Raw genomic sequence first — 24577 nt, 5'->3', positions numbered from 1 at the left:
TATCAATCTATTTTTAAAAAGGAGGTGGCAGATTGAATAGTTTTGATGTGGTTGTTATCGGCGGAGGCATTATTGGTTCAAGTGTAGCTTATTACCTCTCTAAAGAAGGGTACCAAGTTGCTTTGGTGGAGAAGGGAGATATAGCGGCTGGTACGTCGAGCAGATGTGATGCTGTTGCCCTCATTTGTGATAAGAAACCGGGAATTGATACAGAAATCGGCTTTCGAAGTATTCAGCTGTATAAAGAATTAGCAAAAGAATTCTCTTTTGATTTCGAGTTTTTCTCCCGGGGAAGCCTGTATGTTTGTGAAACAGAACAGGAATTGGAAATTGCAAATGGGTATGTCAAGCAGCAGGTCGCTGCCGGCTACGATATGAAGATGGTAAGTAAAGAGGAGCTTCCCGATATCGAAAAGCATTTGGCTAACGATTTGGCAGGCGGTGTCTGGACAGAGGTTGACTCTACGATGAATCCATATCTCGTTTGCTACGCCTTTATTGAAGAAGCAAAAAAATACGGATTGCAGCTTTTTACGAATCAGGAAGTAAAAGAAATCACACAGGGTCCGGATGACTCTGTAGAGTCTGTAAAAACCAGCACCACAACGTTATATACGAAAAATGTGGTCAATTGCGCCGGTGTCTGGGCAAGTCATATTGGGGAAATGGTCGGGATAGACATTCCGATTCGGCCAAGAAAAGGAATGGTCCTTGTGACAGAGCGGACAGACAGGATCGTTCATCAAAAAGTACATGAATTTGGCTATATGCTCTCTAAATTTGAAGATATCAACTACAAAAGAAATGTCAGTAAACTTGTAGAAGATTATAATATTGCCTTTACCATTGAACCGACAGAAGCAAGTAATTATTTAGTAGGCGGACATCGCGCATTTAAAGGCTATGATACCAGTGCGGAACATGATGTGATGCGGGGAATTGCCGAACGGGCAACGCGGTTCCTGCCGATGTTAAAGGATGTCAATTGTATACGTGCCTATGCCGGCATCCGCCCATGGGTAGTGGATCATTTGCCGATTGTATCCGAGGTAGATGAGGTGCCGGGCTTCTATATTGCCAGCGGCCATGAGGGTGACGGAATCAGTATGGCACCGATTACCGGGAAAATGATGACAGAGCTTATTTCAGGAAAAGAAACCGAATTTAATATTGATCGCTTGAAATTTTCAAGATATAAAGCGCAAGAAGAAATCTTACAAACTATTTAATTATTGGAGGAATGAATGATGTATAAACCAACTGGAATGATACCTGCAATGCCAACACCATTTAATGAGGACGGATCGATTAACTTTTCTGCCTATCAAGGCTTGATTAATCACCTGGTTGACGGCGGAGTACACTGCCTGCTTGCTGGAGGAAGCACAGGAGAATATTCGCTGATGTCGTTAGAAGAAAGAAAGAGTCTATTAAAAGCAGCGGTAGAATATGCCGGCGGACGTGTGCCTGTCATGGCAGGTACGAGTGCACACCGGGAGGAAGAAACGCTGGAGCTGACAAAATATGCAGCAGAAGTTGGCGCGGATTGTGCGCTTGTCGTAACACCATATTATATGACAACAAGTGAAGAAGGAATGAAAGCATATTATAAAAAATTAGCTGCCGAAGCAGGAATTGGAATTGTTATCTATCATTATCCTGCAGCAACCAATGTAGAGCTTTCCCCTGAATTTATTGCGGAATTAAGTGAAGAGGAAGGAATTGTAGCGGTCAAAAATACAACAGACCAGGAGCATACTTGTAAAGTGATTGCTTTAACCAAGGATAACGAGGACTTTACTGTATTAACCGGATTTGAACACCTGATTCTGCCGACGTTATCTGTAGGTGGGCACGGGGCGACAGGAATTATTCACAATCTGGTTCCAAAAGAAATCGTAGAAATGTACGAGTTATTTACAAAGGAAAAAGATATCGATGGCGCATTAGCTATCAATCAGCGTTTACTTCCGCTATATGATTATGTGGAAGCAGAGCCGGTACCTGGTCCTGTGAAAGCCGGTTTAGATATTATTGGCCTGGAAGGCGGAACCGTACGGAAACCATTAGTGCCAGCTTCCGAGGAGCTAAAAGAGAAGATGAGCAAAACATTAAAAGAATTAGGCTATGAAGTAAAGCCGGTTTAGGTTTTTAGCAGGTGAAGGCACAGAGAAAAACAGCATAAAAATATATTTTGTTTGATTTCTCTGTGCCGCTGCTTTGAATTGAGATGATGGAGGAAAAAAATATGGCGAGCAGCAGAAATCAAGAATATGGCTTTGTGAAATCGGATCACGGTCAGCTGATTGAAATGAAAAAAGGGCAATATGTAGCGGGTTTCTCCGTAGGAATTCTATTCCTGGATGATTGCTGGTACCCGGTATTACCTGGCAACGTAGCTAATTTATCCACCTATGATTTTCCTGTTGTACCACGGGTTGTTCCAAATTGTACGCAGGATAGAATTCACGTCGGCGACCCGACGCTGGTGGACGATGTGATTCAAACAGCACAGCAGCTGGAAAGAGAGGGAGCAAGGGTCATCTGCGGAGCATGCGGCTTCTTTGGGAATTATCAAAAGCAGGTTGCCGATGCAGTAGACATCCCCGTCTTTATGTCGAGTGTTGTTCAGATTCCATGGATTAAAACAGGATTAAAAAGCCAACAGCGTATCGGCATGCTGACGGCAGACAGTGATGGCATAACGGAAAGTCTGTTTGACAGCTGTGGAGTGACCAATGTAGATGATATCGTGGTAAAAGATTTGGGGAAATTACCGGAATTCTCTGCCATCGTGGAGAGCAGAGGAAGCTTTGACAACGGAGTAGTTAGAGAAGAGGTTATTCAAGCGGCAAATGAGCTGGTGGAGGATCATCCGGATATTGGAGCTATCCTGCTGGAATGCAGTGATTTACCTCCGTATGCCGCAGCAATTCAACAAGCGGTCGGATTGCCAGTCTTTGATTTTATTACAATGATTCGATGGGCGCATATGGCAACTGCTCAGAAACCGTATTATGGTTTTATTTAAAACAAAGGAGGAGTACGGATGGCGGATGAAGATATCATCATTTGCAGATGTGAAGAGATAACATTAAAAGAAATTAATCAGACGATAGATCATTACCATTGTTCCTCTCGTGAAGTGAAGCTGAGAACAAGAGCAGGGATGGGATATTGCGGAGGAAGAACGTGCCGGAGTATGATTGATCAAATTGTTCAGTCCCATGACTCTGCTCCAAGGACAGATGGTATTTCTCTCAGCTATCGTCCGCCGGTCAGACCAGTATCATTTGGCACTCTGGGAGGGATGGATCATGTCAGTGAGGATTGAGGAGCACCCGATTTTAGGGTCTTTATCGAATAAAAATAAATTAACCTTTACATTTAATAATCAAACGATAGAAGCGCTTGAAGGAGATACCATTGCTTCAGCATTATTAGCAGAAGGATATCGAGAATTACGAAAGCATGATGTAAGCGGAAAAGGCAGAGGAATCTATTGTAATATCGGTCATTGCTTTGAATGCAGAGTTCAGCTGGAGGACAGGCAAGTTGTCCGCGCTTGTGTAACTGCTGTCAAGGATGGGATGACTGTTTATTCTTTAAGGAAGTGATGGTTTATGTGGAATTTGGTGATTATCGGTGCTGGTCCAGCGGGTTTAACAGCAGGAATAGCAGCCGCAGAAAATGGAGTAGCCGTTAAGGTGATTGATGAATTTCCCCGCCCGGGAGGCAGGTTATTAGGCCAATTGCATGAGGAGCCGAACGGGGAGTGGTGGAATGGCATCCAAGAATCTGAAAATCTGGTAGATAGAGCTGAATCTCTAGGTGTGGAAATAGAATGTGAAACATCCGTTTATAATTTGGAAAAAATAGAAGCTGGCTGGAGAATTTATACTTCCAGCGGCGCTATCGATACGGTGCATCTGCTGTTGGCAACAGGCGCAAGTGAAACACATATTCCGCTGCCGGGGTGGACGCTTCCAGGGGTAATGTCAATTGGAGCGGCACAGGTAATGGGGAATGTCCACAGGGTAAAGCCGGGGAATTCTTGTATTATCATCGGAGCAAATGTATTATCGATGGCCATTGCCAATGAGTTAAAGCTGTGCGGCGTAGATGTGAAGGCCATTATTTTACCAGTAACCGAACAAATAGGAAAAGAAGCTGGTCAGCCGCAGGAAGTATTAGCATCATTAATGCGTTTGACCCATCTGGCTCCTTCTCCTTTACTAAAACAGCTGGGCAAGCTGGGAAAACATATGCCCGTGAGTTTTGCGACAAAATTTTATCCAAGTAATGGATTGAAAATGAACGGGATTCCAATCAAATTAAAAACGGCTGTAACAGAGATTATCGGGGAAGATGTTGTTGAAGGAGTGAAAACCGTAAAAATAAACACAGCAGGCGAACCCATTCCAGGAACAGAAAAGACGGAAACAGCTGATGTGGTTTGTATTTCAGGGGGACTGACGCCAATGGCAGAGCTTGCTTCTGTTGCCGGTTGTTCCTTTAAATACGTGGAAGCATTAGGGGGACATATTCCGGTTCATAATGAAAAAATGGAGACAACACTCCCTGATTTATATGTATCTGGCAATATCACAGGAGTAGAAAGCTCAAAGGTTGCCATGGCACAAGGGGAAGTCGCCGGATTAAATATAGCATCGAAAGTAATTGGAGAAAATCCCGCATTAACAGAGCGTATGAATCGCGCAATTCAAAATGTAAAAAAGGTAAGAGCAGCCGCTTTAATTCAATTTCATCCGGAAATTGAAAAGGAAAGAGAAACATTGTATCAAGATTATCAACAAAATGCTTGAAATGAAGAAGGTAAGGAGACATGTCATATGAAAATACTATTAATCGGAGCAACCGGATCCATCGGAGAAGTAGCGTATGAAGAATTAAAGGACGATGCAGAAATCATCCAAGCCAGCCGGAATTCTTCAGAATATCCAGTAGATATTACTTCAGAAGTGAGCATCAGAGCGCTTTTTGAAAAGGTAGGACAGGTGGATGGCATCATTTGCGCTGCAGGTTCGGCCCATTTTGCCACAGTGGATGAACTGACACCGGAACAGAATATGATTGCGGTAAACAGCAAGCAGCTGGGACAGGTAAATGTAGTATTAATCGGTTTACATTATCTGAGAGATAACGGAAGCATTACGCTTACAACGGGTGTTTTGATGGATGATCCATTGAAAACTGCATCCTCATCGGCGATAGCCAATGGCGGTGTATCCGCGTTTGTTAAATCAGCAGCCATTGAAATGCCGCGTGGAATCCGGATTAATCATGTCAGTCCATCGATGCTGGAGAAATCAAAAGAAAAATATGGTAAACTATTCCAAGGGTTTGAACCTGTTTCTTCCAAACGGATTGGCTTAGCTTATCGAAAAAGTGTCTTTGGAGCGCAAACGGGTCAGGCATATAAAGTATATTAACCGATTTTCTGGTGCGGGGCCTAAAATGGATTCTAGTTTTTAGGCCCGTGAACAAGGGGGATAACATGGGTGAATTTATAGGGCGATTAAACGATATTGTATGGAGTCCAGCGTTGGTTATTTTTATTCTGGCACTGGGAGTGTTTTTCTCCATAGCAACGCGTTTCATTCATTTTCGATATATTAAGGACATGTTTAAACTGACATTTATTGGCGGAAAGTCGGAGGCAGGTATTTCTTCGTTTCAAGCATTATCGATGTCGATTGGAAGCAGAATTGGTATTGGTAATATAGCCGGTGTAGCGACTGCAATCACATTAGGGGGTCCGGGAGCTGTATTCTGGATGTGGATTTTGGCTTTTTTCTCTGCCAGTATTGCTTTTATGGAAACCACGCTTGCACAGATTTATAAAGTGAAGCAGGATGGGGAATACCGCGGAGGCGTCCCGTATTATATTGGTAAAGGGTTAAAGAAAGAATGGTTTGCTGTCATTTTTGCAGCCGTGACCATGGTTTCTATGACGATTCTTGTTCCGGGGATTCAAGTAAATACTATAGCGCTTTCTCTTGATGACGCATTTGGTATAGCTCCGGCAATAACAGGTATATTACTCGTGATTTTACTGGCTGTTGTTATTTTTGGAGGGGTAAAAAGAATTGCAAAAACGGCGGAGACGATTGTTCCAGTTATGGCAATTGGTTATATCGGCGTATGTGTTGTTATTTTAGCTGTTAATTTCACATCCATACCAGATGTACTTTCATTAATTGTTTCCAGCGCAATCAATCCAAGTGCAACATTTGGCGGAATCATAGGTTCAGCAATCGCCTGGGGCGTACAAAGAGGAGCCTTTTCGAATGCCGCCGGCTTTGGAAGTGAAACCTTTGAAACAGGAGCAGCAGAAGTTTCCCATCCTGTTAAACAAGGATTAGTGCAGGCATTATCCGTGTATATCACCACCCTGGTTATTTGTTCTGCTACAGCATTTATGGTCTTGATTACTGGTATGTATAATGTTCAGCTGGATGATGGCACGATGGTTGAGAACAATATTGGTGCTGTGGAAGCAGGTTCCAACAATGTTCAATTAAGCGTTGAAACGATTTTACCGGGATTAGGGGGACCTTTCGTTGCTGTTGCGATCTTCTTCTTTGCATTTACCAGTTTGATTACGTACTCCTATAAAGCGGAAACCAGTCTGGCCTATCTTAACAGTAACCGTAAAAAAAAGCTGCAGTGGCCATTAACTGTCTTGAAATGCGGCCTGTTAGTCACCGTTTTTTATAATAGTACAAATTCAGCTGCCCTGGCATGGAGTTTTGGCGACTTAGGGTTTGGGGTCATGGCTTGGTTAAACATGATAGCATTGCTATTTCTGACAAAACCAGTCTTAAAGGCCGTAAAGGATTATGATGTGCAGAAAAAACAAGGAAAAGATCCAGTATTTGATTCGTTGAAAGCTGGAATTAAAAATGCAGATTTTTGGGAACCGGAACAAGAGGAAAGTGTGCAGCCGGCTAAAAAAGAACGAAAAGTTATTTAGTGTATTGTAAGCGTTTGCTGGTTGGCCCAGTTTAGTTTAATGGTGTCTTTAGATTCTTTTGGGGCAGGTTAAGAAAGCATACGGGTTCATTCGGTTTTTAGGAGTGGTCGATTTTATGAAAACAGTGGTTATTACAGGTTCTGGAAGCGGTCTGGGTTCAGAATTAGCGTATGCTTTTTCTGAACTTGATTATAAGGTATGTCTGTTAGGCAGGACGCGTTATAAATTAGAGGAGGTGTCCCAAAATTTAAAAGGAAAATCTTCCATCTTTGAAGTGGATATTACAGATCCCTTAAGTGTGGCAGAAGTATTCAAGAAAATAGATGAATCACATGATTCCATAGACTGTCTCGTAAATAATGCAGGGGTCGGTATTTTTAAATCATTAGCTGAAATGGATAATAAAGAAGTCGATTTGTTGATTGATACAAATGTAAAAGGAGCGATTTATTGCACCAAAGAAGTTTTACCAGATATGCAACGCAGGAATAAGGGAGATATTTTAAATATTATTTCCAATTCTGGAAAAGCTGCCAAAGCAGATGAAATCATATATAGTACCAGTAAATTTGGAATGCGGGGGTTTTCAGAAGCATTAACGGATTTAACAAAAGACACAGATATTAGAGTGCTTGCGGCATACATGGGGAATATGAACACCAGCCTCTGGCGGGAGGATAAGCCGGCAGAACGGAAAAGCTACGCAAGTCCAAAAGATATGACGAAAATAATTATGGATCATTTCCAGGATAGAGAAAATGTAGTTAGTTCGGACATAGTTATAGAAAACCAATAGAATCGAATGACTTTAGATAACTGCTAACAGAGGAAATCACAGTAAGATTAAAAAATCTGAAATAGATAAGGGAGAGTTATATGAGCGCATTTATAGATTGGTTAAGCGGAGCTGTCTGGAATCAGTATTTTATTTTCAGTTTTTTAGTGATTGGTTTATTCTTTTCTATTATGACCAGATTTGTGCAAGTGACACATTTAAAAGATATGATCAAGCTAATGTTTGTGAGAAGATCTTCTGAATCCGGCGTGTCTTCCTTCCAGGCAATTTCAATGTCACTGGGGAGCAGAATCGGAACTGGTAATGTTGCAGGAGTTGCAACAGCAATCACACTTGGGGACCGGGAGCAGTATTTTGGATGTGGGTAATGTCTTTCTTTGGAGCAGCTACAAGTTTTATTGAAATTACATTATCGCAGGTTTATAAAAGTAAAGTGAATGGAGAATTGCGTGGCGGGACGCCATATTTTATTGAAAAAGGTCTTGGATTTAGAAAACTGGGTATTATTTTTGCAATATTAACAACTTTGGCAACAGGATTTTTTCTGATGAATATTCAATCTAATACGATTGCGGCTTCAATGGAGGGAGCTTTTGGGATTCCGCCATATGTTATTGGGATTATCCTTGTTCTTTTAATGGGGTTATGTGTCTTTGGCGGTGTAAAAAGAATTGCTAAAACTGCGGAGTATTTAGTACCTTTTATGGCAATTGGTTACATTATAGTCTGTATTATTATTTTAGGGCTTAATTTTCGGGCTATTCCAGATTTGTTTTCATTGATTATATCGAGTGCATTTGGTGCAGAAGCAACGTTTGGTGGCATGATAGGAGCGGCTATATCATGGGGGGTTCAAAGAGGATTTTTCTCGAATGCTGCAGGTGCAGGTTCAGAAACTTACGAAGGAGCTGCTGCTGAAGTATCGCATCCGGCAAAGCAGGGACTGGTTCAGGCGCTGGCCGTGTATGTTGATACTTGGATTATATGCTCGGCAACTGCCTTTATGATTCTTATTACAGGGATGTACAATGTAGAAGGGGCAGCATCTGTCGTGAATGTTCCTGGTGTAGAAGCTGGCTCAGTAAATGTGCAGCTGGCAGTAGATACCGTTTTGCCGGGTATTGGATCTGCTTTTATGGCTATTGCCTTATTTTTCTTTTGTTTTACCACAATGATAACTTACTATTATAAAACAGAATCTAGTGCTACGTATATTATTGGCCATTCCAATAAAAAGGAAAAATTATTTTTATTTCCGTTACGTATAGGCATACTTATTTTTGCCTTTGTCGGCGCTATTGTTTCCGCATCTACAGCATGGGCAATGGGAGACATCGGATTAGGAAGCATGGCGTATTTGAACTTAATCAGCACGTTGCTGTTATCTGGGGTAGCACTCAAGGTTTTAAAGGATTATAAAGAACAGAAAAAAGCAGGTAAAGATCCTGTGTTTGATCCAGTAAAGCTAGGAATTAAGAATGCGGATTATTGGGAAACACGACAAGAAGAAAGTTCCCGATCATCTAAAAGCGGAACAAAGGTTATTTGAAGTATTGTAAGCGTTTGCTTAAGTGTTGAAATAATTTAACATGATAAAGTGCGAATTCTTCGTTTAATGGAGAATTCGCACTTTATCATGTAAAGTAAGACACGCTTTCAAATTATTGAAGGAGGAGTTTCATGGCCGGTGCTACATGAACAATCCCAGTTCCGCTTGTATCTGTCACAAAATCTGCACCAATCACGACATATCCGTTAGAAACAGTGATAAAATCGAATGGAGGATGGTAGGAGAGACCAATTAAATCCTGTCCTTTGATAATTTCTAAAACGTTATAGTCTTCCTTCATCACATTTTGGACTAATGATTTTGCTGCGATATATATTTCATTTCCCTGCTGCACACGCATATACTCCATTTCCGGATTCACTGCGAGAGCCACATTGGCTGGAAGTGTCCAAGGTGTTGTTGTCCAGCCTAATAGATATTCATTGTCTTTTCCTTTAATCTGAAACTTGGCAGTAGCAGATAAATCAGTGACGTCTTTATATCCTTGAGCCACTTCATGAGAACTTAGTGACGTCTCACAATGGGGACAATAAGGAACAACACGATGACCTTGATATAAATAATCCTTCTTGTGAATGTCAGAAAGGATATGCCACACCGATTCGATATACGCATTGTTCAGTGTGACATAAGGGTTCTCCATATCTATCCAATATCCAAGCGCATCGGTGAATTGCTTCCACTCATTTTCGTAGGTGAAAACACTTTCTTTACATTTCGCGATAAAGTTCTCCACACCATATTCTTCAATTTGTTCCTTGCCGCGGATATTCAATTGTTTTTCTACTTCCAATTCAACAGGTAATCCATGGGTGTCCCAGCCAGCTTTTCGTAAAACCTGATAGCCTGACATGGTTTTATATCTTGCTACAAAGTCCTTGATGGTTCTGCCTAGAGCGTGGCCGGCATGCGGCAGTCCGTTAGCTGTCGGCGGTCCTTCGTAAAAAACAAAGGTTTCTTTACCTTCTCTGTTGGAAATAGAGTGCTGGAAAGTATGATCTCTTTCCCATTGGTTTCGAATTCTTAATTCACGAGCTGCACTTGATTCCTTCAATTTTTTTCACCTCATTATCAAAATTAAAAAATCCCGATTCTGCGCAGAGAGAATCGGGAGGCTTACATTCTTCATAAAAATAAAAAAACCAACATAAGCAGTGGTTTTCGGAATGGATTTTCACTACGTACTATCATACGCGTTCTGGATATCGGTAGAATGCCGTCAAAGTTTAATGTACTGTCTAGTTCCAAGCGCCAAACTTTAGAGATTTCACGTCACGCCCTACGATAAGTCAACATCGGTTCGTCACCTCACCGTGTTTCCTTTATCTCAGTTGTGCCGCTTCAATCTCTACGTTTTTAAACGGGCACTTTCCACTTTTCTCTTCAACTTTGCTTCTCAGGGAGGATTTTCATTAGCTTTCTTAACGTTGACTTTCAGCACAGGGTCAACTCTCTGTAGATAAGAAGGAGATAATTACTCTTTCCCGTCATCGAATTAGATTTTAAATTAACAACAATAGTAAACGATTAAAATTGAAAAGTCAACCTGCTGGATTTCTTGATTAACAATACTTCTGTGATTCATCATTTTTCATGATTCTTTTTGTTATCAAGTGAAATCTTTAATATCACGACCAGCAGAAAGAAAATAGTTAAATCAAAGAATCCGCGTAAGTTCCCAACAGTAAACAGGTTGGCTATAAAAGGGAAAAAGGTTATGACGGCAATGGAAGCTATCATGCAAAATAATACGGTTAAAAAAACATCTTTCATGATTTGTAAACTCCTATATACTGGAATATGAAATGTTCAGTATATCAATATTTACATATATTGACTAGTCCTATTTAACGGAATATATTTTGGATAGAGTATTTCCAAATAAATAACAGAATTATAAAAGTATTATGATGGATATTTTTCAAAAAATAAAATAATCCTCTATAATAAAGAGAGAAGGGAGAAGGTTAATATGAACATTCAAAAAATAATTATTGCCAGTCCGTTAATAAAGGAATTAGAAAAACACATAGCACATTATAAGCTGGATAAAGAAATTCGTTACATAACAGAGGACGCTATAACAGAGGGAGACCTGGAATGGGCGGATGCTCTTTGCGGGTTTCAGCTGCGGAAGGATACGGACTACGGCAAAGTGAAATGGGTACATTCTCTAGGCGCCGGTGTCGATGGATTTTTGTATGATCAGAATTGGAATGAAAATGTATTATTAACACGTACTGTCTGCTCGTTTGGACAGCGCATCGGGGAATATTGCTTAAGCTATATGTTAAGGGATACCCAAGCGCATCAGACGTTTGCAGCCCAGCAAGGAGAGAAGGTCTGGAAGGAATTTTCTCCTGTATTATTGAGTGAGAAAACAGCAGTGATTTATGGAACCGGTGAAATCGGCAGAAGACTGGCAGAGATTCTATCCGGATTTGGAATGAAGGTGTACGGCATTTCTTTAAGCGGGACACAGAAAGCACCTTTTAGCCAAGTTGCAGCTATTGACTCTCAATTTTCATTTATAAAAGAAGCGGATTATGTAATCAATACATTGCCGTTAACAGAGAAAACAGCAGATTTATTTGATAAACGCTTATTTGATCAAACGGACAATATTGGATTTATCAATGCAGGCAGAGGAAAGTCTGTTGCTGAAGCAGATTTGCTGGCTGCCTTGGAAAAGGAGCAAGTACGGTTTGCTGTACTGGATGTTTTCCATGAAGAACCGTTGCCTGCATCGCATCCATTCTGGGAGCATCCAGCTATTACAATAACACCTCATATATCTGCTGTGACAACGGCAAAAGAAGCGGCGGATTGCTTTGTTGACACCCTGAAAAGAGTGGAAGCAGGGCAGGACTTGGAAAATAAGGTGGATATTCAAAAAGGATATTAAAGCTAATTTTATGCTGGTTCAAATAAGAGGGGAGGCTAAGCTGATTTATAATCCGAATTTGACAATGATTCCAAGGAGCTGGTCAGCTTTCCTTCATCTCTACTATAAAAAATAGCAGCACAGACCATGGCTTTGGTCTGTGCTGCTATTTTTTATAGTATGTTTTTCTATTTTAATACTGCTTGCGCTACAGCTAAACGAGCGGCTGGAATACGGTATGGTGAACAAGAAACATAATCAATGCCGATTTGTTGGAAGAAAGCAATCGATTCTGGATTGCCGCCAACTTCGCCGCAAATACCGATCATCATGTTTTCTTTCGTTTGTCTTGCTTTGTCGACAGCGAGCTTAATCAATTCGCCAACACCGCTTTGATCCAGAACCTGGAACGGGTCTTGCTGCATAATCTGTTTTTCTTTATAGGTATTGATAAACTTACCGATATCATCGCGAGAAAATCCAAATGTCATTTGAGTTAAATCATTGGTACCGAAGCTGAAGAAATCGGCATTTTCTGCTAATTGGTCAGCAATGATACATGCGCGCGGTAATTCGATCATGGTCCCGATTTCGTAAGGGAAGGGCTCCATTTGATGCTCCTTGAATGTAGCTTCGATGGTTTCGGTTAAAAAGCTTTTAACGTAGTCCAGCTCGGCTTTTTCAGAAATTAAAGGAACCATGATTTCTGGACAAATCGTCAAGCCTTCTTTTGCTAATTGAATGGCACTATTGAAAATTGCTTTGACTTGCATTTGATAAATGAGCGGTTCAGTAATACCTAAGCGGCAGCCCCGATGGCCCAGCATTGGGTTGGTTTCTTGTAATTTTTCGATTTGTTTCTCCACAGCAGACGGGTATCTGTTTAGTTGATCAGCCAATGACTTGATTTCATTGGCATCATGCGGCAAAAATTCATGCATTGGCGGATCAAGCAAACGAATCACCATTGGTTTATCTTGAACTGTTTTTAACATTTGATAGAAATCTTCTTGCTGGAAGCTTAGTAATTTATTTAAAGCGGCCTGGACTTCCTCTTCATCTTTAGCGAGAATCAAGCGGCGCATTTCCAGTACACGCTCTTCCCCAAAAAACATATGCTCTGTTCGGGCTAAACCAATTCCTGTTGCACCAAAATCAATCGCTGTTTGTAAGTCTTGTAATGTTTCAGCATTCGCACGAACCTTCAACTCAGCGCATTCGTCTGCCCAAGTAAGTAATTGCTGCAAGCTCTGATCGTTTTCAGGAACAATTGTCGGGATTTCCCCTAGATATAAACTTCCAGTACTGCCGTCAACAGAAATCATATCGCCTTCCGTCAGGGTATGGTTACCACATAATACAGTTTTGGCACTTTCATTGACTGTTAATGCTTCACAGCCGGTGACACAGCAAGTTCCCATTCCTCTGGCAACAACTGCTGCGTGCGATGTCATTCCGCCGCGGCTCGTAACAATTGCTTCGCTGACCACCATGCCTTCAATATCTTCTGGCGAGGTTTCTTGACGAACCAGAATCACTTTTTTTCCTAAAGCAGTGTATTCTTTTGCTTTATCAGCTGTAAAGACGATTGATCCGGTTGCTGCGCCTGGACTGGCAGGTAAACCTGTTGCGAAAGCATCCACTGCTGTCAGTTTTTCGGTATCAAAGACCGGATGAATCAATTGATCGATCACCTCAGGAGAGACGCGCATAATCGCTTCTTCCTTTGAGATTAAACCTTCAGCTGCTAAATCTAAAGCTATTTTCAAGGTAGCTTTGGCGGTGCGTTTTCCATTTCTGGTCTGCAGAATATACAGCTTACCATTTTCGATTGTAAATTCGATATCCTGCATATCCTTATAGTGCTGCTCCAGTTTATGAGAATGTTTAATAAAATCATTATAAGCTTCTGGCAAAATGGTTTGCAAAGATTCAATCGGCTCCGGTGTACGAATCCCTGCAACGACATCCTCTCCCTGCGCATTGATTAGAAATTCACCAAATAATTTATTATCACCGACAGAAGGATTGCGAGTGAAGACCACTCCTGTTCCGCTTTCCTCACCGCTGTTGCCAAAGACCATTGACTGGACATTAACCGCTGTTCCTAAATGATGAGGAATATTGTGCAGGTCGCGATATACCTTCGCCCGCTGGTTATTCCAGGATTTGAAAACAGCCTTCGTTGCTTCGAATAATTGCTCCATTGGATCCTGTGGAAAGGCTACTTTATTCTTAGAGAACAAATTCTTATACGATTCAATCAATTCTACATGCTCTGCTTCGTTAAAATCAGTTACTTTTTTATTCAAACTCTTCTCCATTTGATGCAGCAATACATTGAATTGTTCTTTATGGATTCCGTAAACGACATCACCGAACATTTGCAAGAGACGGCGGTAGCAGTCATAGGCAAAGTTCACATTGGTCAATTTGGCAAAATCTTGAACTCTATGATCATTTAAGCCAAGATTTAAAATGGTATCCATCATGCCGGGCATGGAAAAGACAGCGCCGCTTCGAACAGAAACTAATAGAATATTTTCAGTAGATGTAAAAGATTTCCCTGTTTCTGACTCTAAATTTTGAATCGCTTTCAAAACTTCTGCTTTTAATTGCTTTTCAAAAAAGGAAGCATCTGCTAAATAATTCATACAACATTCTGTAGTAATCGTAAAGCCCTCAGGTACAGGTAATCCCAAATGAGTCATTTCTGCAAGATTGGCTCCTTTGCCGCCCAGCAATTCTTTGTTCCCGCTTCGTCCTTCATCAAATGTATAAATTAATTTTTCCATAAGAAACCTCCAATGATTTAATTGTGTGTCACATTTATTTAATAATCATCATATATGACAAAAATATGTGTGTCAATACATAAATATGTGATTATTAGTTTAAAAGATTCATTAATATGTGTATAATGAAAACATAATAATAACATTGTTTGATAGCTTTATTTGGAGGTCCAAGTATGAAATTAAGTGAAAGACAAGAACAAATCATCCAATTAGTAAAAGATTATCAGCCGGTCAGCGGGGAAAAAATATCTGAGCTGTTAGATGTTTCTAGAGCTACGTTACGTTCAGATTTATCGTTTTTGACATTAGCAGGTGTTTTACAAGCTACACCTAAAATCGGCTATACGTATTCAGGTTCGGATTTAGAAGCCTTTTTCTTTTTTAAGACCTTTGATACGAAAATCGATGAAATTATGATTCCACCCTTAGTGATTAACCAAAATACATCGATTCGAGATGCCATCACTAATTTGTTTATTTATGATGTTGGTTCCCTGTACGTGGTGGATGAAGAAAAACTTCTCGTGGGTGTTTTATCCAGGAAGGATTTATTAAGGGCATCATTAAATTCAGATATTGATAATACGCCAGTTGTAGTGTGTATGACACGAATGCCGCATATTAAAGTCTGTCAAAAAAATATCAATATACTGGAAGCAGCCACTATCTTACAAGATTTTGAAGTTGATTCACTGCCAGTCGTTGAAGAAGAAAATCACAAAAAAGTGATTGGTAAAATTACGAAGTCTCGAATACTTAATTACATTACGCAGCAAGCCAGAAATGCAGAATTAAATAAATAAATAAATAAAAGGGGATATCCATCTATTATGAAAAATGAAATCATCATCTACTCTATTTCTGATTCACTCGGAGAAACATCACAAAAGTTACTAACAGCCGTCAGTGCACAATATCCGGATTTGAATTTTAATAAAAGCTATCGCTTTCCATTAGTAAATCGAGAAGAGGAGTTATTGGGAATTTTGCGGGATGCCTTAAAGGATAAAGCGATTGTTGTTAGCACCTTAGTTAATCATCGTCTAGCTGAAACTGCCCGGAATTTCAGTCAGCAGACAGGTCTCATGTATTTAGATTTGATGCACCCATTTTTTGAAATGATTCAAGCAAGAACCGGTTCGAGACCCATTGAAGAACCTGGAACAGTTCATAAATTAGATACGGAATACTTTAACCGCATCGCAGCTATTGAATTTGCGGTGAAATATGATGATGGCAAGAACCCGCAAGGCTTTATAGATTCCGATTTAGTCTTGTTAGGTGTATCACGAACCTCAAAGACACCATTAAGTATGTATTTAGCGAATAAAGGGTATAAAGTTTCCAATTTACCTCTGATTCCGGAGGTTCCCTTACCACAGATACTGGAAGATGTAGATCCGCATAAGCTGGTGGGTTTAGTTTGCCATCCAGATAATTTATCTAGAATTAGAAGTAATCGTTTAGATTCATTAGGTTTAAATCATTCCACCAGTTATACCGATTTAGAAAAAATATATAACGAACTCGACTATTCACAACAGGTTTTCAAACGATTTGGTATTTTTACGATTGATGTGACAGATAAATCGATTGAAGAAACAGCGTATGTGATTGAAGAACATTTTAAAGAAATGGAATAAAATAATCTTTTTATGGTATGTATTAATATGAGTGACAACTGTCTTTTATAAAATAGGGAATAGGTATTTTTCATGGCTTTATATTCATTCTGCAGGGTTTAATGTAGTATTATTTGCTATAATACTAGAAAAAGAGAGAATCATGTTAATATACCATGCTTTTTATGATAGATTTTATTCTAAAAAATATAAAAGAATTGGCCAAGTCGTGAAGTGAGATGTTCTGGAATGGAGCAATCTTGCTGTCGTTCAGCACCCCTCAATGGGTGCTGATTCTTATAAAAAAGGCTGTTCTTTAACAAATAACGGCAGGGCGGTCGCTGCGATGAAAAATAAGAATACCTATACATACTTCAAGGTTTTTGCCATTTTATTATTATTTTTTACGTGCCTGATCAGTTTTCGATTCATGTGGATTAATTACCATAACAAAGGAGAGCAGCCTGTCATCACAGAGGGCGTGCTTGATTTAACAGATTGGGATTTTTCTGACAAAGAGACGATTTCTTTAAATGGGGAGTGGGTTTTTTACCCCAATCAATTCATAGATACACCAGCTAATTCTTCCGCGGCGGACCAAACGTTGATTCAGGTTCCTGGTGATTGGCAAAATGAGCTGAGGATGGTTAATGCAAATCAGGAAAACAGCTTGGGATATGGCAGTTATTATTTGAAGGTGTTGCTACCGGATGCGAGTCCTCCTTTTCTGGGACTCCGTCTGAATAACATACATACGGCAGTTAATATCAGGGTAAATGGTCAGCTTGTAGAATCGGTGAATTACCCAACTGCCGAGAAAACGGAACAGTCACATATCCGCGGGCCGATTACCAGTCTGTTTTATGCGGATCCGGATAAGCGTGAACTGGAAATTATCTTGCAAATTTCGAATCATGAGCTTCCGTTTGCAGGTGGAGTAGATCAGACGGTTTCCTATGGAACGGCAGAAGCTGTCAATCAGGAAACCAATCTGTCCCGCTTCCTTCAGTTAACCGTTATTATCATTCTATTCTTGCATGCCCTGTATGCTTTTGCCATTTTCCTTATGAATAAAGGGAAGCGGCAAACCGAATTAATTTATTTTGGATTCATGTCATTCTTGATTGCTGTGGGGAATTTATTAGACGATGAAGTATTTGTTCAATTGCCATTTAGTGCAGATGTCTCCTTCCGGCTGCTGGTTGCCATCTATATTTTGGTGTTATTTGTCTTGATTAAATTTATTCAGCATTTGTATCAAATGCATCAGAAGTTTATCAAGGTGTTGGCCGTTATTGCTATCGTGATGGCGGTATTGACCTTGACCTTCTTTTCACTGGAGCATTTTACCGTTTTATCGATGCTGTTGTTTGTATATGATGCTGTTGCTATTGCTTATCTATTTATCATTACGCTCAGGCAGATTGTCCGTGGTGATAAGAACGGGATTCTGATTTTACTCTTGATATGCAGCTATACCTCTAATGTAGCGTGGGGAGCGGCAATACAAACAGGTCAAATAGACTTTCCTTTTTATCCCTTTGATTTTTTTGTACCCATTGTTATCATCGCTATTCTATTAATAAAACGCCATATTCAACTGACACAGCTGAGTGAAGAGCAGGCAGTGAGATTAATTGAAGAGGATAAGAAAAAGGACCAATTCTTAGCGAATACGTCTCATGAGATTCGCAATCCTTTACATGGAATGGTGAATATTGCTCAATCAATTATTAATAAACATAGAGACAGCTTAACCCCAGAAGCAGTCAATAATTTACAGCTTTTAGCTCAAATTGGCCATCGATTAACATTCACACTAAACGATATTTTGGATATTACAAGACTAAAAGAGCGGAAGATTCCGTTACAAAAAGAGAACCTTTCATTGCATTCTATTACAGAAGGTGTTATCGAGATGGTGCAATTTACATCCCCAAAAAAGTCCATTACCGTACATAACGAAATTGGATTGGATTTTCCGCCTCTATATGCAGATGAAAATCGGCTGATTCGAATTTTGTTCAACCTGATCCATAATGCAGTGAAATATACAGAACGCGGCAAGGTTATTATTTCTGCTGTAAAACAGGAAGATATGGCCCTTATTACGATTCAGGATACGGGAACAGGGATCGCTCCGGATGCTTTGGAACGAATCTTTCTTCCTTATGAGAAGCTCAGCAAGTCTGATGTGGATAGCGGGGGAATCGGGTTAGGGTTAAATATCTGCAGACAATTAGTTGAGCTGCATGGCGGTGAAATTAGTGTAGATTCTGTGCTGGGGAAGGGAACGTCCTTTTCTTTTAGTATGCCTTTAGGCTCAATGGCAGGTATAAATTTGGTACAGTCAGAGAGTGGGAAACAAGGCAGCATTTATGATGACTATGCCATTCATACCATGGTATGGCATGATAAAAATGCCGCAACAGGCAAGCCTTTTCTGCTGGTTGTGGATGATGATCCTGTTAATTTAAAAGTAATGCAGAATCTTTTAGAACCGGATTATCAGCTGCATTGTACAACGGATCCGGAGACTGTTATAGAGTGGCTGGAGAGACAATCTTATGATTTGGTCATCTCGGATGTGATGATGTCGCCATTCTCCGGCTACGAATTAACGAAACGTGTTAGAGAACGCTTTAGTCTTTCCGAATTACCTGTTCTATTATTAACAGCTCGTAACCAAACGGAGGATATTTATACTGGTTTTATATCCGGGGCAAATGATTATATCGCCAAGCCAGTTGAAGCATTAGAATTACAAGCCCGGGTCAGGGCATTAACAGACTTAAGTCATTCTGTCGATGAACAATTGCGGATGGAAGCGGCTTGGTTACAAGCTCAAATCAAACCGCATTTTATGTTTAATACTTTGAATGCCATTGCTGCCTTAAGCAATATAGATATCGACCGGATGATGAATCTGCTGAATGAATTTGGCAGATACCTTTCCAGAAGCTTCCACAGCAATAATACGAAGCCGTTAGTATCGCTGGAGGAAGAGCTGGAGTTAGTAGATTCCTATATTTATATCATGCAGCAGCGATTTATGGAGAAGCTGACCGTGCATAAGGATTTTGATGACGTTCAGGATATCTTTGTACCGCCGCTATCTATCCAGACAATTGTCGAAAATGCGATCAATCATGGGATTATCTCCCAAAATAAACCAGGTACACTTTGGCTGCAAGGGAAACAATTAGTAGATGGTTACTACATTAAAATTATCGATGATGGAGCAGGGATGGAAGCAGAGGTACTGGCCGGATTATTAAATAAAGAGGATGAAAAAGAGGGTGTGGGTTTACTGAATACGAATCAGAGATGGAAAAAGCTTTTTGGACACGGAATGAATATTAAAAGTACAGCAGGAGAGGGGACAGAGGTGACGCTGAGGATTCCTAAAAATAGATAATACAAAATAAGATAAGTCACCTCTATTTGCACAGTACGATAGAGGTGACTTATCTTATTTTGGAGCTGTGACAGTGTTTGTGTTATTCTCTTATAACATTTGGTTATTTTCTTTTATAGTAAGCTTTCTAATGAACATAAAAATCCCTTTTCCTACTTTAAGCAGGATATACCCGGGAATCCATCCAAACAGAAGAATAATAATCTCCGTCGCAAAAATAAAGATACCTAACGGCGGAATGTCGGTGAATATCGAGATAATCCATACAGGAATACTATGACCTGCAAAAAGGATAACGAAATAAATGAACGGAAGAAACCATTTCGTATAAGCCCTCCAAAAAACAGTAATAATCGGCAGCAGGATGTTGATACCATATACGCCAATAACAAATAATATTCCTATTTCCCAAAAGGTATTATCATCAGCGACAGGCTGCCAGGGAAGTACAGTTAAACCAAGAATAAATGCATAAGCTAACAGAAGTATTCCTATTCGAATTTCCCATTTTCTTGTCTTTTTTCTCAATGAAATTTCAGGTTTTTTCTCATCGGGCTCCCATGGATGAAATGGATTCTTATATATTTTTCTTCCTATTTTTTGTGGGAATTCCTCCCCGTTCCATGGCTCTCCTTTGAGCTGATTAAAGTCCGTATGATATTTTTGACGTTCTAAAAGGGCAGGACGGAGATCATCATCTGTTTGAAACAATGGCAATCCTTTATCCTGAAAACGGGCTGTCCAATCGTAAAATTCTTCTTCATTAAAAAATTCTCTCATATAATATTGATCGTCTTTGTATTTAAAAACCATAAGTTTTCCTGCATAATACAATTTTTTATTAGAGGAAGATTCTTTGATACTATTTCCTATAATGACTTCCCAGACAGAATCAAATAAGATGGATGTTTCTTCCCTTTGTCCGGCCTTATGATCAATAGCAGTTTGGAAATACCCTTTTTCATTTAATTCATAGAAAATTTCATATCTTTCTAAGTATTTTTTCTGCTGCATAAAAAAAGCAAAAATCAGGCCGGATATAAAGCTGATAACAGCAAAAATGCTTACAAGTATCCAGTTAATAGGTTGTAAGAATAAAAAATAGATTCCGCTTCCCATGAAAATAAGACAAATAATAAAAGCAATCGTTGTTATGCGACGGAGCGCATCATTTGTTTCGGAAGGAGGCTGATTTGTATCTTTGATTGGTTTATGTAGGTTGTTTTCGATGTGGATTCCCTCCTTTGGTTCTCCTTCTAATCAGTTTATTTTATTACAGCCTATGTTTGATAATATGGTACCATATCCAGATTTTGTTACAAATAAAAAAGAGATGTACAACAATGAATTTTTGAAATATATTTGAAAAATTTTTGTCTGTTTAAATATACAAAGGAGGGGAAAAAATACAAAGGAAGCAAATTTTATGATTTGTTTATTGAGTTCAAGGAGGGGTTAAGATGAGAGTGCAGGACAAAGTTATGTTGATTACTGGAGCTGGGACAGGGATTGGAAAAGAAACAGCTCATTTATTTGCAAAAGAAGGCGCAAAGCTTATTTTGACAGATGTGAATATCGATGGTGTCAAAGAAACAGAAAAGGAAGTCAACAAGCTTGGAGCAGAAGCTATTTCGATAAAGCATGATGTCAGTAAAGAAGCGGATTGGCAAGAGGTTGTTAAAAAGGGCGTTGACCAATTTGGAACCATTGATGTTTTGTTCAACAACGCAGGGATATATATTATTAAGCCAATCACGGAAATCGAATTAGAGACATGGAATAAATTAATGAATATCAATGTGACAGGCACATTCTTAGGGATGAAGCATGTATTGCCTGTGATGCAGAAGCAAAAAAGTGGTTCAATCATTAATGCTTCCTCTGTTGCAGGACTGGGCGGAGCGCCTGGACATGCATTATACGGTGCAAGTAAAGGTGCAGTCCGTATTATGAGTAAGGACGTTGCGATGGAAGTTGCCAAGGATCAGATTCGTGTGAATTCGATTCATCCAGGTTATATTGACACACAAATGGCGGATTATGGAGCAGAGCAGCAAGGGAAGACCGCAGATGAAGTTGGGAATACTTATCCGCTTGGACGTTTAGGAAAACGGGCTGAAGTGGCAAAAACAGTGTTGTTCTTAGCATCAGATGATTCTTCGTATACGACAGGCGCCGAGTTTCCGATTGATGGCGGGTCTACCAGCTCGCTTTAGCAGCATGACTTAAGAGGAAAACCTTGAATCATAGCTCACTAAAAATAACTTAAAAGGGTTCCAATTATCCTAATTAGATAATCGGAACCCTTTTATTTTGGTTTATTATCATTAGCTGATTAGCGTACAGAGCATTGTATTTTCACTTATCTTATAAACTGAAAACAATTGGCATCCAGAAGTATACGGCAGCAGTGATGACCACAACGGATATGAGGTTCAGCCATACACCGGCTTTTGCCATGTCGGAAACTTCTAAATATCCAGCGCTGAACACTGCTGTGTTCGGCGGAGTAGCAACAGGAAGCATATAACAAGATCCTGCAGATAATGCTGCGGCTGCCATAAACGGAAGCGGATCAATTCCAATAGCAATCCCGAGGCCGACAGTCAGCGGCAGGATTAAGTTAGAGACAGCGGTATTTGAAAGAATTTCGGTAATGCTGAGTACAAACACAACAAGTAACAGTATTACAAAGATATATTGCATGCCTTGAAGCATCTGCAGGACTTCCCCGATAGAATCATTCAATCCTGATTCACTAAATGCTGTTGCGATTGACATACCGCCCCCAAAAAGAATAAGAATCCCCCAAGGCAATTCCGTCGTGTCTTTCCATTCGAGGATACGTTCAGCTTTATTTGAGCTTGGCAGGAAGAATAAGAGTGCTGCCCCAAAGATAGAAATGGTCGCATCATCCAAATTGTCAAAAAACGCACTAATACTTTCAGGCATGAATCCAATGCTGGAAACAAATGGAGAAATAATCCATAACATGACAGTAATCAGGAAGACAATTCCAACCTTTATTTCGTCCGACCTGAGCTTGCCAAGCTTATGAAGTTCATCTTTTACGAAGCTTAATGCACCATCGGCTTCTTCTGAGGATTTCACTTTAAATTTAACCTTTGTAAGATAAAAATATAAGATAACTAACAGGATAATTGCAATTGGTCCTGTGAAGAACAGCCACTCTGCAAAGGTAACTGTCCGGTCAAGCTGTGAAGATGCAATACCTGCCAAGAGCGCGTTTGGAACGGCAGATACCAGTGTGGCAAGACCGCCAATTGTAGCTGCATAGGCTACAGCGAGTAAGATGCCTTTTGAAAAAAAATCAAAGTTTTGCCCCTTAAGTATTTCTTTATCCTTTACTTCATCAATGAGTGCGATAGCCACCGGCAGCATCATCAAAGCTGTGGCAGCATTGGAAACGAACATGGAGATTCCTGCTGTGGCAATCAGAATTCCCAGGATCATCCGATTGCTTTTTGTTCCAATCATTTTAATAATATTGAGCGCAATACGCCGATGCAGATTCCACTTTTGTATGGCCAGGGCAATGACAAAACCGCCTCCATACATAAAGATGACGGAGCTGCCGTAAGCAGGTGCTACGGTATCGATATCCACACCATGAAAAGCAGGAAACAGGACAAGCGGCAATACGGAAGTTGCAGCCATTGGGACAGGTTCTGTCACCCAGAAAGTCGCGACTAGCAATGTTACTCCCAGTACTACCTTCTGTTCATGCGGTAAAACGTTTTCAGGAATAAGGAAATAAACGAGTGCAAATAATACTGGTCCCAGGATGAGTCCGACCCAGTTGCGTATTGTATAATGGGGTTTATTTTCTTGATTTTCACTATTTTCTTTGGATTCCATTGTGTGGCCCCCTATGCTTTAGTAAAGCTTGATTGTCTCTTTTTTGTGAACCTTCAATTAGTAATATTTATCCTTATAACTGGATAGAAGGCTTGCTAAATATGTAAACTCACTTCAAATATTTCAACAATACAATAGCAAATGGGTTACTGGTTTTTCTTGTAATACTATTCCCAGCAGATTTCTTGATAAAACTTGATAAAAGACAGGTTTATTATGAAATACAGTATAATAATGCTATGTTTGTAATAGAATTTGATAAAATGACATGAATAGCTTACATATGGAAAGGCGGATAATCATGGAGATTATAAAAAGATACGGGATTCTTATTCTATCCACTATCCTGACGATAGCGGGCTATTTCAAGCTGAAAACCAGCGTTAGCGGTGGGGTAGAAGGAGCAAATAATTATTTGGCCACTACTGGAGGCACGATGGATTCGGTACAATTCAATATGATTCAACAAGGGTATATTGCAACTAATATTGTTATAGGCGGAGCATTGCTTGTTATAGGGCTGGGATTTCTATGTTTCTCTGTTTATCATATTTTAAAAGGGATCTAGCTGACTTTTTAAAGTCAGCTTCTGTTTTATATCAAAGAATCAAAA

Annotated in this window: 19 protein-coding genes and 2 pseudogenes; 16 read left to right on the top strand and 5 right to left on the bottom strand. The window is 39.9% G+C overall.

Annotation, left to right across the window (positions count from 1 at the left end):
* The first annotated feature begins 32 nt into the window (after positions 1 to 32).
* The 10 genes and pseudogenes from ACZSMY_RS06915 (at position 33) to ACZSMY_RS06870 (ending at position 9342) form a co-directional block, all read left to right on the top strand.
* Positions 33 to 1229 (top strand): NAD(P)/FAD-dependent oxidoreductase, encoded by a 1197-nt coding sequence (locus ACZSMY_RS06915; protein ID WP_256706099.1) that lies wholly within the window; start codon positions 33 to 35, stop codon positions 1227 to 1229.
* 15 nt (positions 1230 to 1244) lie between these two features.
* Positions 1245 to 2147, top strand: a complete 903-nt coding sequence (dapA, locus tag ACZSMY_RS06910; RefSeq protein ID WP_338112853.1) for a 4-hydroxy-tetrahydrodipicolinate synthase — start codon at positions 1245 to 1247, stop codon at positions 2145 to 2147.
* A 101-nt stretch (positions 2148 to 2248) separates the two neighbouring features.
* Positions 2249 to 3031, top strand: coding sequence for an aspartate/glutamate racemase family protein (locus ACZSMY_RS06905; protein ID WP_465147595.1), 783 nt, complete (start codon positions 2249 to 2251; stop codon positions 3029 to 3031).
* Between the two features lie 18 nt (positions 3032 to 3049).
* The gene (locus ACZSMY_RS06900) at positions 3050 to 3334 is read left to right on the top strand and encodes a (2Fe-2S)-binding protein (RefSeq protein ID WP_256706101.1); all 285 of its coding nucleotides are present in this window, start codon (positions 3050 to 3052) and stop codon (positions 3332 to 3334) included.
* Entirely contained in the window at positions 3318 to 3617 is a 300-nt protein-coding gene (locus tag ACZSMY_RS06895) for a (2Fe-2S)-binding protein (protein WP_256706102.1), read from the top strand. Before ACZSMY_RS06900 ends, ACZSMY_RS06895 begins: the two co-directional genes overlap by 17 nt.
* A gap of 6 nt (positions 3618 to 3623) precedes the next feature.
* On the top strand, positions 3624 to 4826 hold the full coding sequence (locus tag ACZSMY_RS06890; RefSeq protein WP_289584644.1) for an NAD(P)/FAD-dependent oxidoreductase: 1203 nt from the start codon (positions 3624 to 3626) through the stop codon (positions 4824 to 4826).
* A 27-nt stretch (positions 4827 to 4853) separates the two neighbouring features.
* Positions 4854 to 5453: a short chain dehydrogenase gene (locus ACZSMY_RS06885; protein ID WP_465147594.1), complete on the top strand. Its 600-nt coding sequence runs from the start codon at positions 4854 to 4856 to the stop codon at positions 5451 to 5453.
* A 65-nt stretch (positions 5454 to 5518) separates the two neighbouring features.
* Positions 5519 to 6997, top strand: coding sequence for an alanine/glycine:cation symporter family protein (locus ACZSMY_RS06880; RefSeq protein WP_465147593.1), 1479 nt, complete (start codon positions 5519 to 5521; stop codon positions 6995 to 6997).
* A gap of 115 nt (positions 6998 to 7112) precedes the next feature.
* Positions 7113 to 7793: an SDR family oxidoreductase gene (locus ACZSMY_RS06875; RefSeq protein ID WP_465147592.1), complete on the top strand. Its 681-nt coding sequence runs from the start codon at positions 7113 to 7115 to the stop codon at positions 7791 to 7793.
* A gap of 80 nt (positions 7794 to 7873) precedes the next feature.
* Positions 7874 to 9342, top strand: a pseudogene (locus ACZSMY_RS06870) (alanine/glycine:cation symporter family protein).
* Positions 9343 to 9475: 133 nt separating this feature from the next.
* Here ACZSMY_RS06870 and ACZSMY_RS06865 read toward each other — a convergent pair.
* Positions 9476 to 10417: pseudogene (locus tag ACZSMY_RS06865) on the bottom strand (class I tRNA ligase family protein); the annotation flags it as partial.
* 530 nt (positions 10418 to 10947) lie between these two features.
* Positions 10948 to 11136, bottom strand: coding sequence for a hypothetical protein (locus ACZSMY_RS06860; RefSeq protein ID WP_042533564.1), 189 nt, complete (start codon positions 11134 to 11136; stop codon positions 10948 to 10950).
* A gap of 199 nt (positions 11137 to 11335) precedes the next feature.
* Here ACZSMY_RS06860 and ACZSMY_RS06855 point away from each other — a divergent pair, with 199 nt between their 5' ends.
* A complete protein-coding gene (locus ACZSMY_RS06855) occupies positions 11336 to 12268 on the top strand; it encodes a D-2-hydroxyacid dehydrogenase (protein WP_368901597.1) in 933 nt (310 codons plus the stop codon).
* Between the two features lie 167 nt (positions 12269 to 12435).
* Here the strand turns inward: ACZSMY_RS06855 and ppdK are convergent, their stop codons facing one another.
* Positions 12436 to 15042, bottom strand: a complete 2607-nt coding sequence (ppdK, locus tag ACZSMY_RS06850; RefSeq protein WP_465147591.1) for a pyruvate, phosphate dikinase — start codon at positions 15040 to 15042, stop codon at positions 12436 to 12438.
* 176 nt (positions 15043 to 15218) lie between these two features.
* On the opposite strand from ppdK, the gene ACZSMY_RS06845 reads away from it, so the two are divergent.
* The 3 genes from ACZSMY_RS06845 to ACZSMY_RS06835 all read left to right on the top strand — a co-directional run bounded on the left by ACZSMY_RS06845 (position 15219) and on the right by ACZSMY_RS06835 (position 20085).
* Positions 15219 to 15848 (top strand): CBS domain-containing protein, encoded by a 630-nt coding sequence (locus ACZSMY_RS06845; RefSeq protein WP_256706110.1) that lies wholly within the window; start codon positions 15219 to 15221, stop codon positions 15846 to 15848.
* 27 nt (positions 15849 to 15875) lie between these two features.
* Positions 15876 to 16688, top strand: a complete 813-nt coding sequence (locus ACZSMY_RS06840) for a pyruvate, water dikinase regulatory protein (RefSeq protein WP_256706111.1) — start codon at positions 15876 to 15878, stop codon at positions 16686 to 16688.
* A gap of 325 nt (positions 16689 to 17013) precedes the next feature.
* Positions 17014 to 20085 (top strand): hybrid sensor histidine kinase/response regulator, encoded by a 3072-nt coding sequence (locus ACZSMY_RS06835; protein WP_465147590.1) that lies wholly within the window; start codon positions 17014 to 17016, stop codon positions 20083 to 20085.
* A gap of 90 nt (positions 20086 to 20175) precedes the next feature.
* On the opposite strand, the gene ACZSMY_RS06830 is transcribed toward ACZSMY_RS06835, so the two are convergent.
* A complete protein-coding gene (locus ACZSMY_RS06830; RefSeq protein WP_465147589.1) occupies positions 20176 to 21204 on the bottom strand; it encodes a hypothetical protein in 1029 nt (342 codons plus the stop codon).
* Positions 21205 to 21545: 341 nt separating this feature from the next.
* Here ACZSMY_RS06830 and ACZSMY_RS06825 point away from each other — a divergent pair, with 341 nt between their 5' ends.
* A complete protein-coding gene (locus ACZSMY_RS06825) occupies positions 21546 to 22301 on the top strand; it encodes an SDR family NAD(P)-dependent oxidoreductase (protein WP_465147588.1) in 756 nt (251 codons plus the stop codon).
* Between the two features lie 151 nt (positions 22302 to 22452).
* Here the strand turns inward: ACZSMY_RS06825 and ACZSMY_RS06820 are convergent, their stop codons facing one another.
* Positions 22453 to 23964: an SLC13 family permease gene (locus ACZSMY_RS06820; protein WP_193064112.1), complete on the bottom strand. Its 1512-nt coding sequence runs from the start codon at positions 23962 to 23964 to the stop codon at positions 22453 to 22455.
* Between the two features lie 301 nt (positions 23965 to 24265).
* On the opposite strand from ACZSMY_RS06820, the gene ACZSMY_RS06815 reads away from it, so the two are divergent.
* Positions 24266 to 24532, top strand: coding sequence for a hypothetical protein (locus tag ACZSMY_RS06815; RefSeq protein WP_193064111.1), 267 nt, complete (start codon positions 24266 to 24268; stop codon positions 24530 to 24532).
* Positions 24533 to 24577: the final 45 nt, after the last annotated feature.

It is taken from the genome of Oceanobacillus sp. B139/18 (assembly GCF_055524595.1).
Note: the sequence above shows the minus strand (reverse complement) of the source record. Positions and strands in the feature narration are given on the sequence as shown.

Coding starts and splice junctions, on each gene's coding strand:
- ppdK (WP_465147591.1), bottom strand. CDS start 15,042: ATGGAAAAATTAATTTATACATTTGATGAAGGACGAAGCGGGAACAAA.
- ACZSMY_RS06895 (WP_256706102.1), top strand. CDS start 3,318: ATGTCAGTGAGGATTGAGGAGCACCCGATTTTAGGGTCTTTATCGAAT.
- ACZSMY_RS06880 (WP_465147593.1), top strand. CDS start 5,519: ATGGGTGAATTTATAGGGCGATTAAACGATATTGTATGGAGTCCAGCG.
- ACZSMY_RS06890 (WP_289584644.1), top strand. CDS start 3,624: ATGTGGAATTTGGTGATTATCGGTGCTGGTCCAGCGGGTTTAACAGCA.
- ACZSMY_RS06845 (WP_256706110.1), top strand. CDS start 15,219: ATGAAATTAAGTGAAAGACAAGAACAAATCATCCAATTAGTAAAAGAT.
- ACZSMY_RS06835 (WP_465147590.1), top strand. CDS start 17,014: ATGAAAAATAAGAATACCTATACATACTTCAAGGTTTTTGCCATTTTA.
- dapA (WP_338112853.1), top strand. CDS start 1,245: ATGATGTATAAACCAACTGGAATGATACCTGCAATGCCAACACCATTT.
- ACZSMY_RS06860 (WP_042533564.1), bottom strand. CDS start 11,136: ATGAAAGATGTTTTTTTAACCGTATTATTTTGCATGATAGCTTCCATT.
- ACZSMY_RS06900 (WP_256706101.1), top strand. CDS start 3,050: ATGGCGGATGAAGATATCATCATTTGCAGATGTGAAGAGATAACATTA.
- ACZSMY_RS06905 (WP_465147595.1), top strand. CDS start 2,249: ATGGCGAGCAGCAGAAATCAAGAATATGGCTTTGTGAAATCGGATCAC.
- ACZSMY_RS06820 (WP_193064112.1), bottom strand. CDS start 23,964: ATGGAATCCAAAGAAAATAGTGAAAATCAAGAAAATAAACCCCATTAT.
- ACZSMY_RS06840 (WP_256706111.1), top strand. CDS start 15,876: ATGAAAAATGAAATCATCATCTACTCTATTTCTGATTCACTCGGAGAA.
- ACZSMY_RS06885 (WP_465147594.1), top strand. CDS start 4,854: ATGAAAATACTATTAATCGGAGCAACCGGATCCATCGGAGAAGTAGCG.
- ACZSMY_RS06825 (WP_465147588.1), top strand. CDS start 21,546: ATGAGAGTGCAGGACAAAGTTATGTTGATTACTGGAGCTGGGACAGGG.
- ACZSMY_RS06875 (WP_465147592.1), top strand. CDS start 7,113: ATGAAAACAGTGGTTATTACAGGTTCTGGAAGCGGTCTGGGTTCAGAA.
- ACZSMY_RS06815 (WP_193064111.1), top strand. CDS start 24,266: ATGGAGATTATAAAAAGATACGGGATTCTTATTCTATCCACTATCCTG.
- ACZSMY_RS06830 (WP_465147589.1), bottom strand. CDS start 21,204: ATGGGAAGCGGAATCTATTTTTTATTCTTACAACCTATTAACTGGATA.
- ACZSMY_RS06855 (WP_368901597.1), top strand. CDS start 11,336: ATGAACATTCAAAAAATAATTATTGCCAGTCCGTTAATAAAGGAATTA.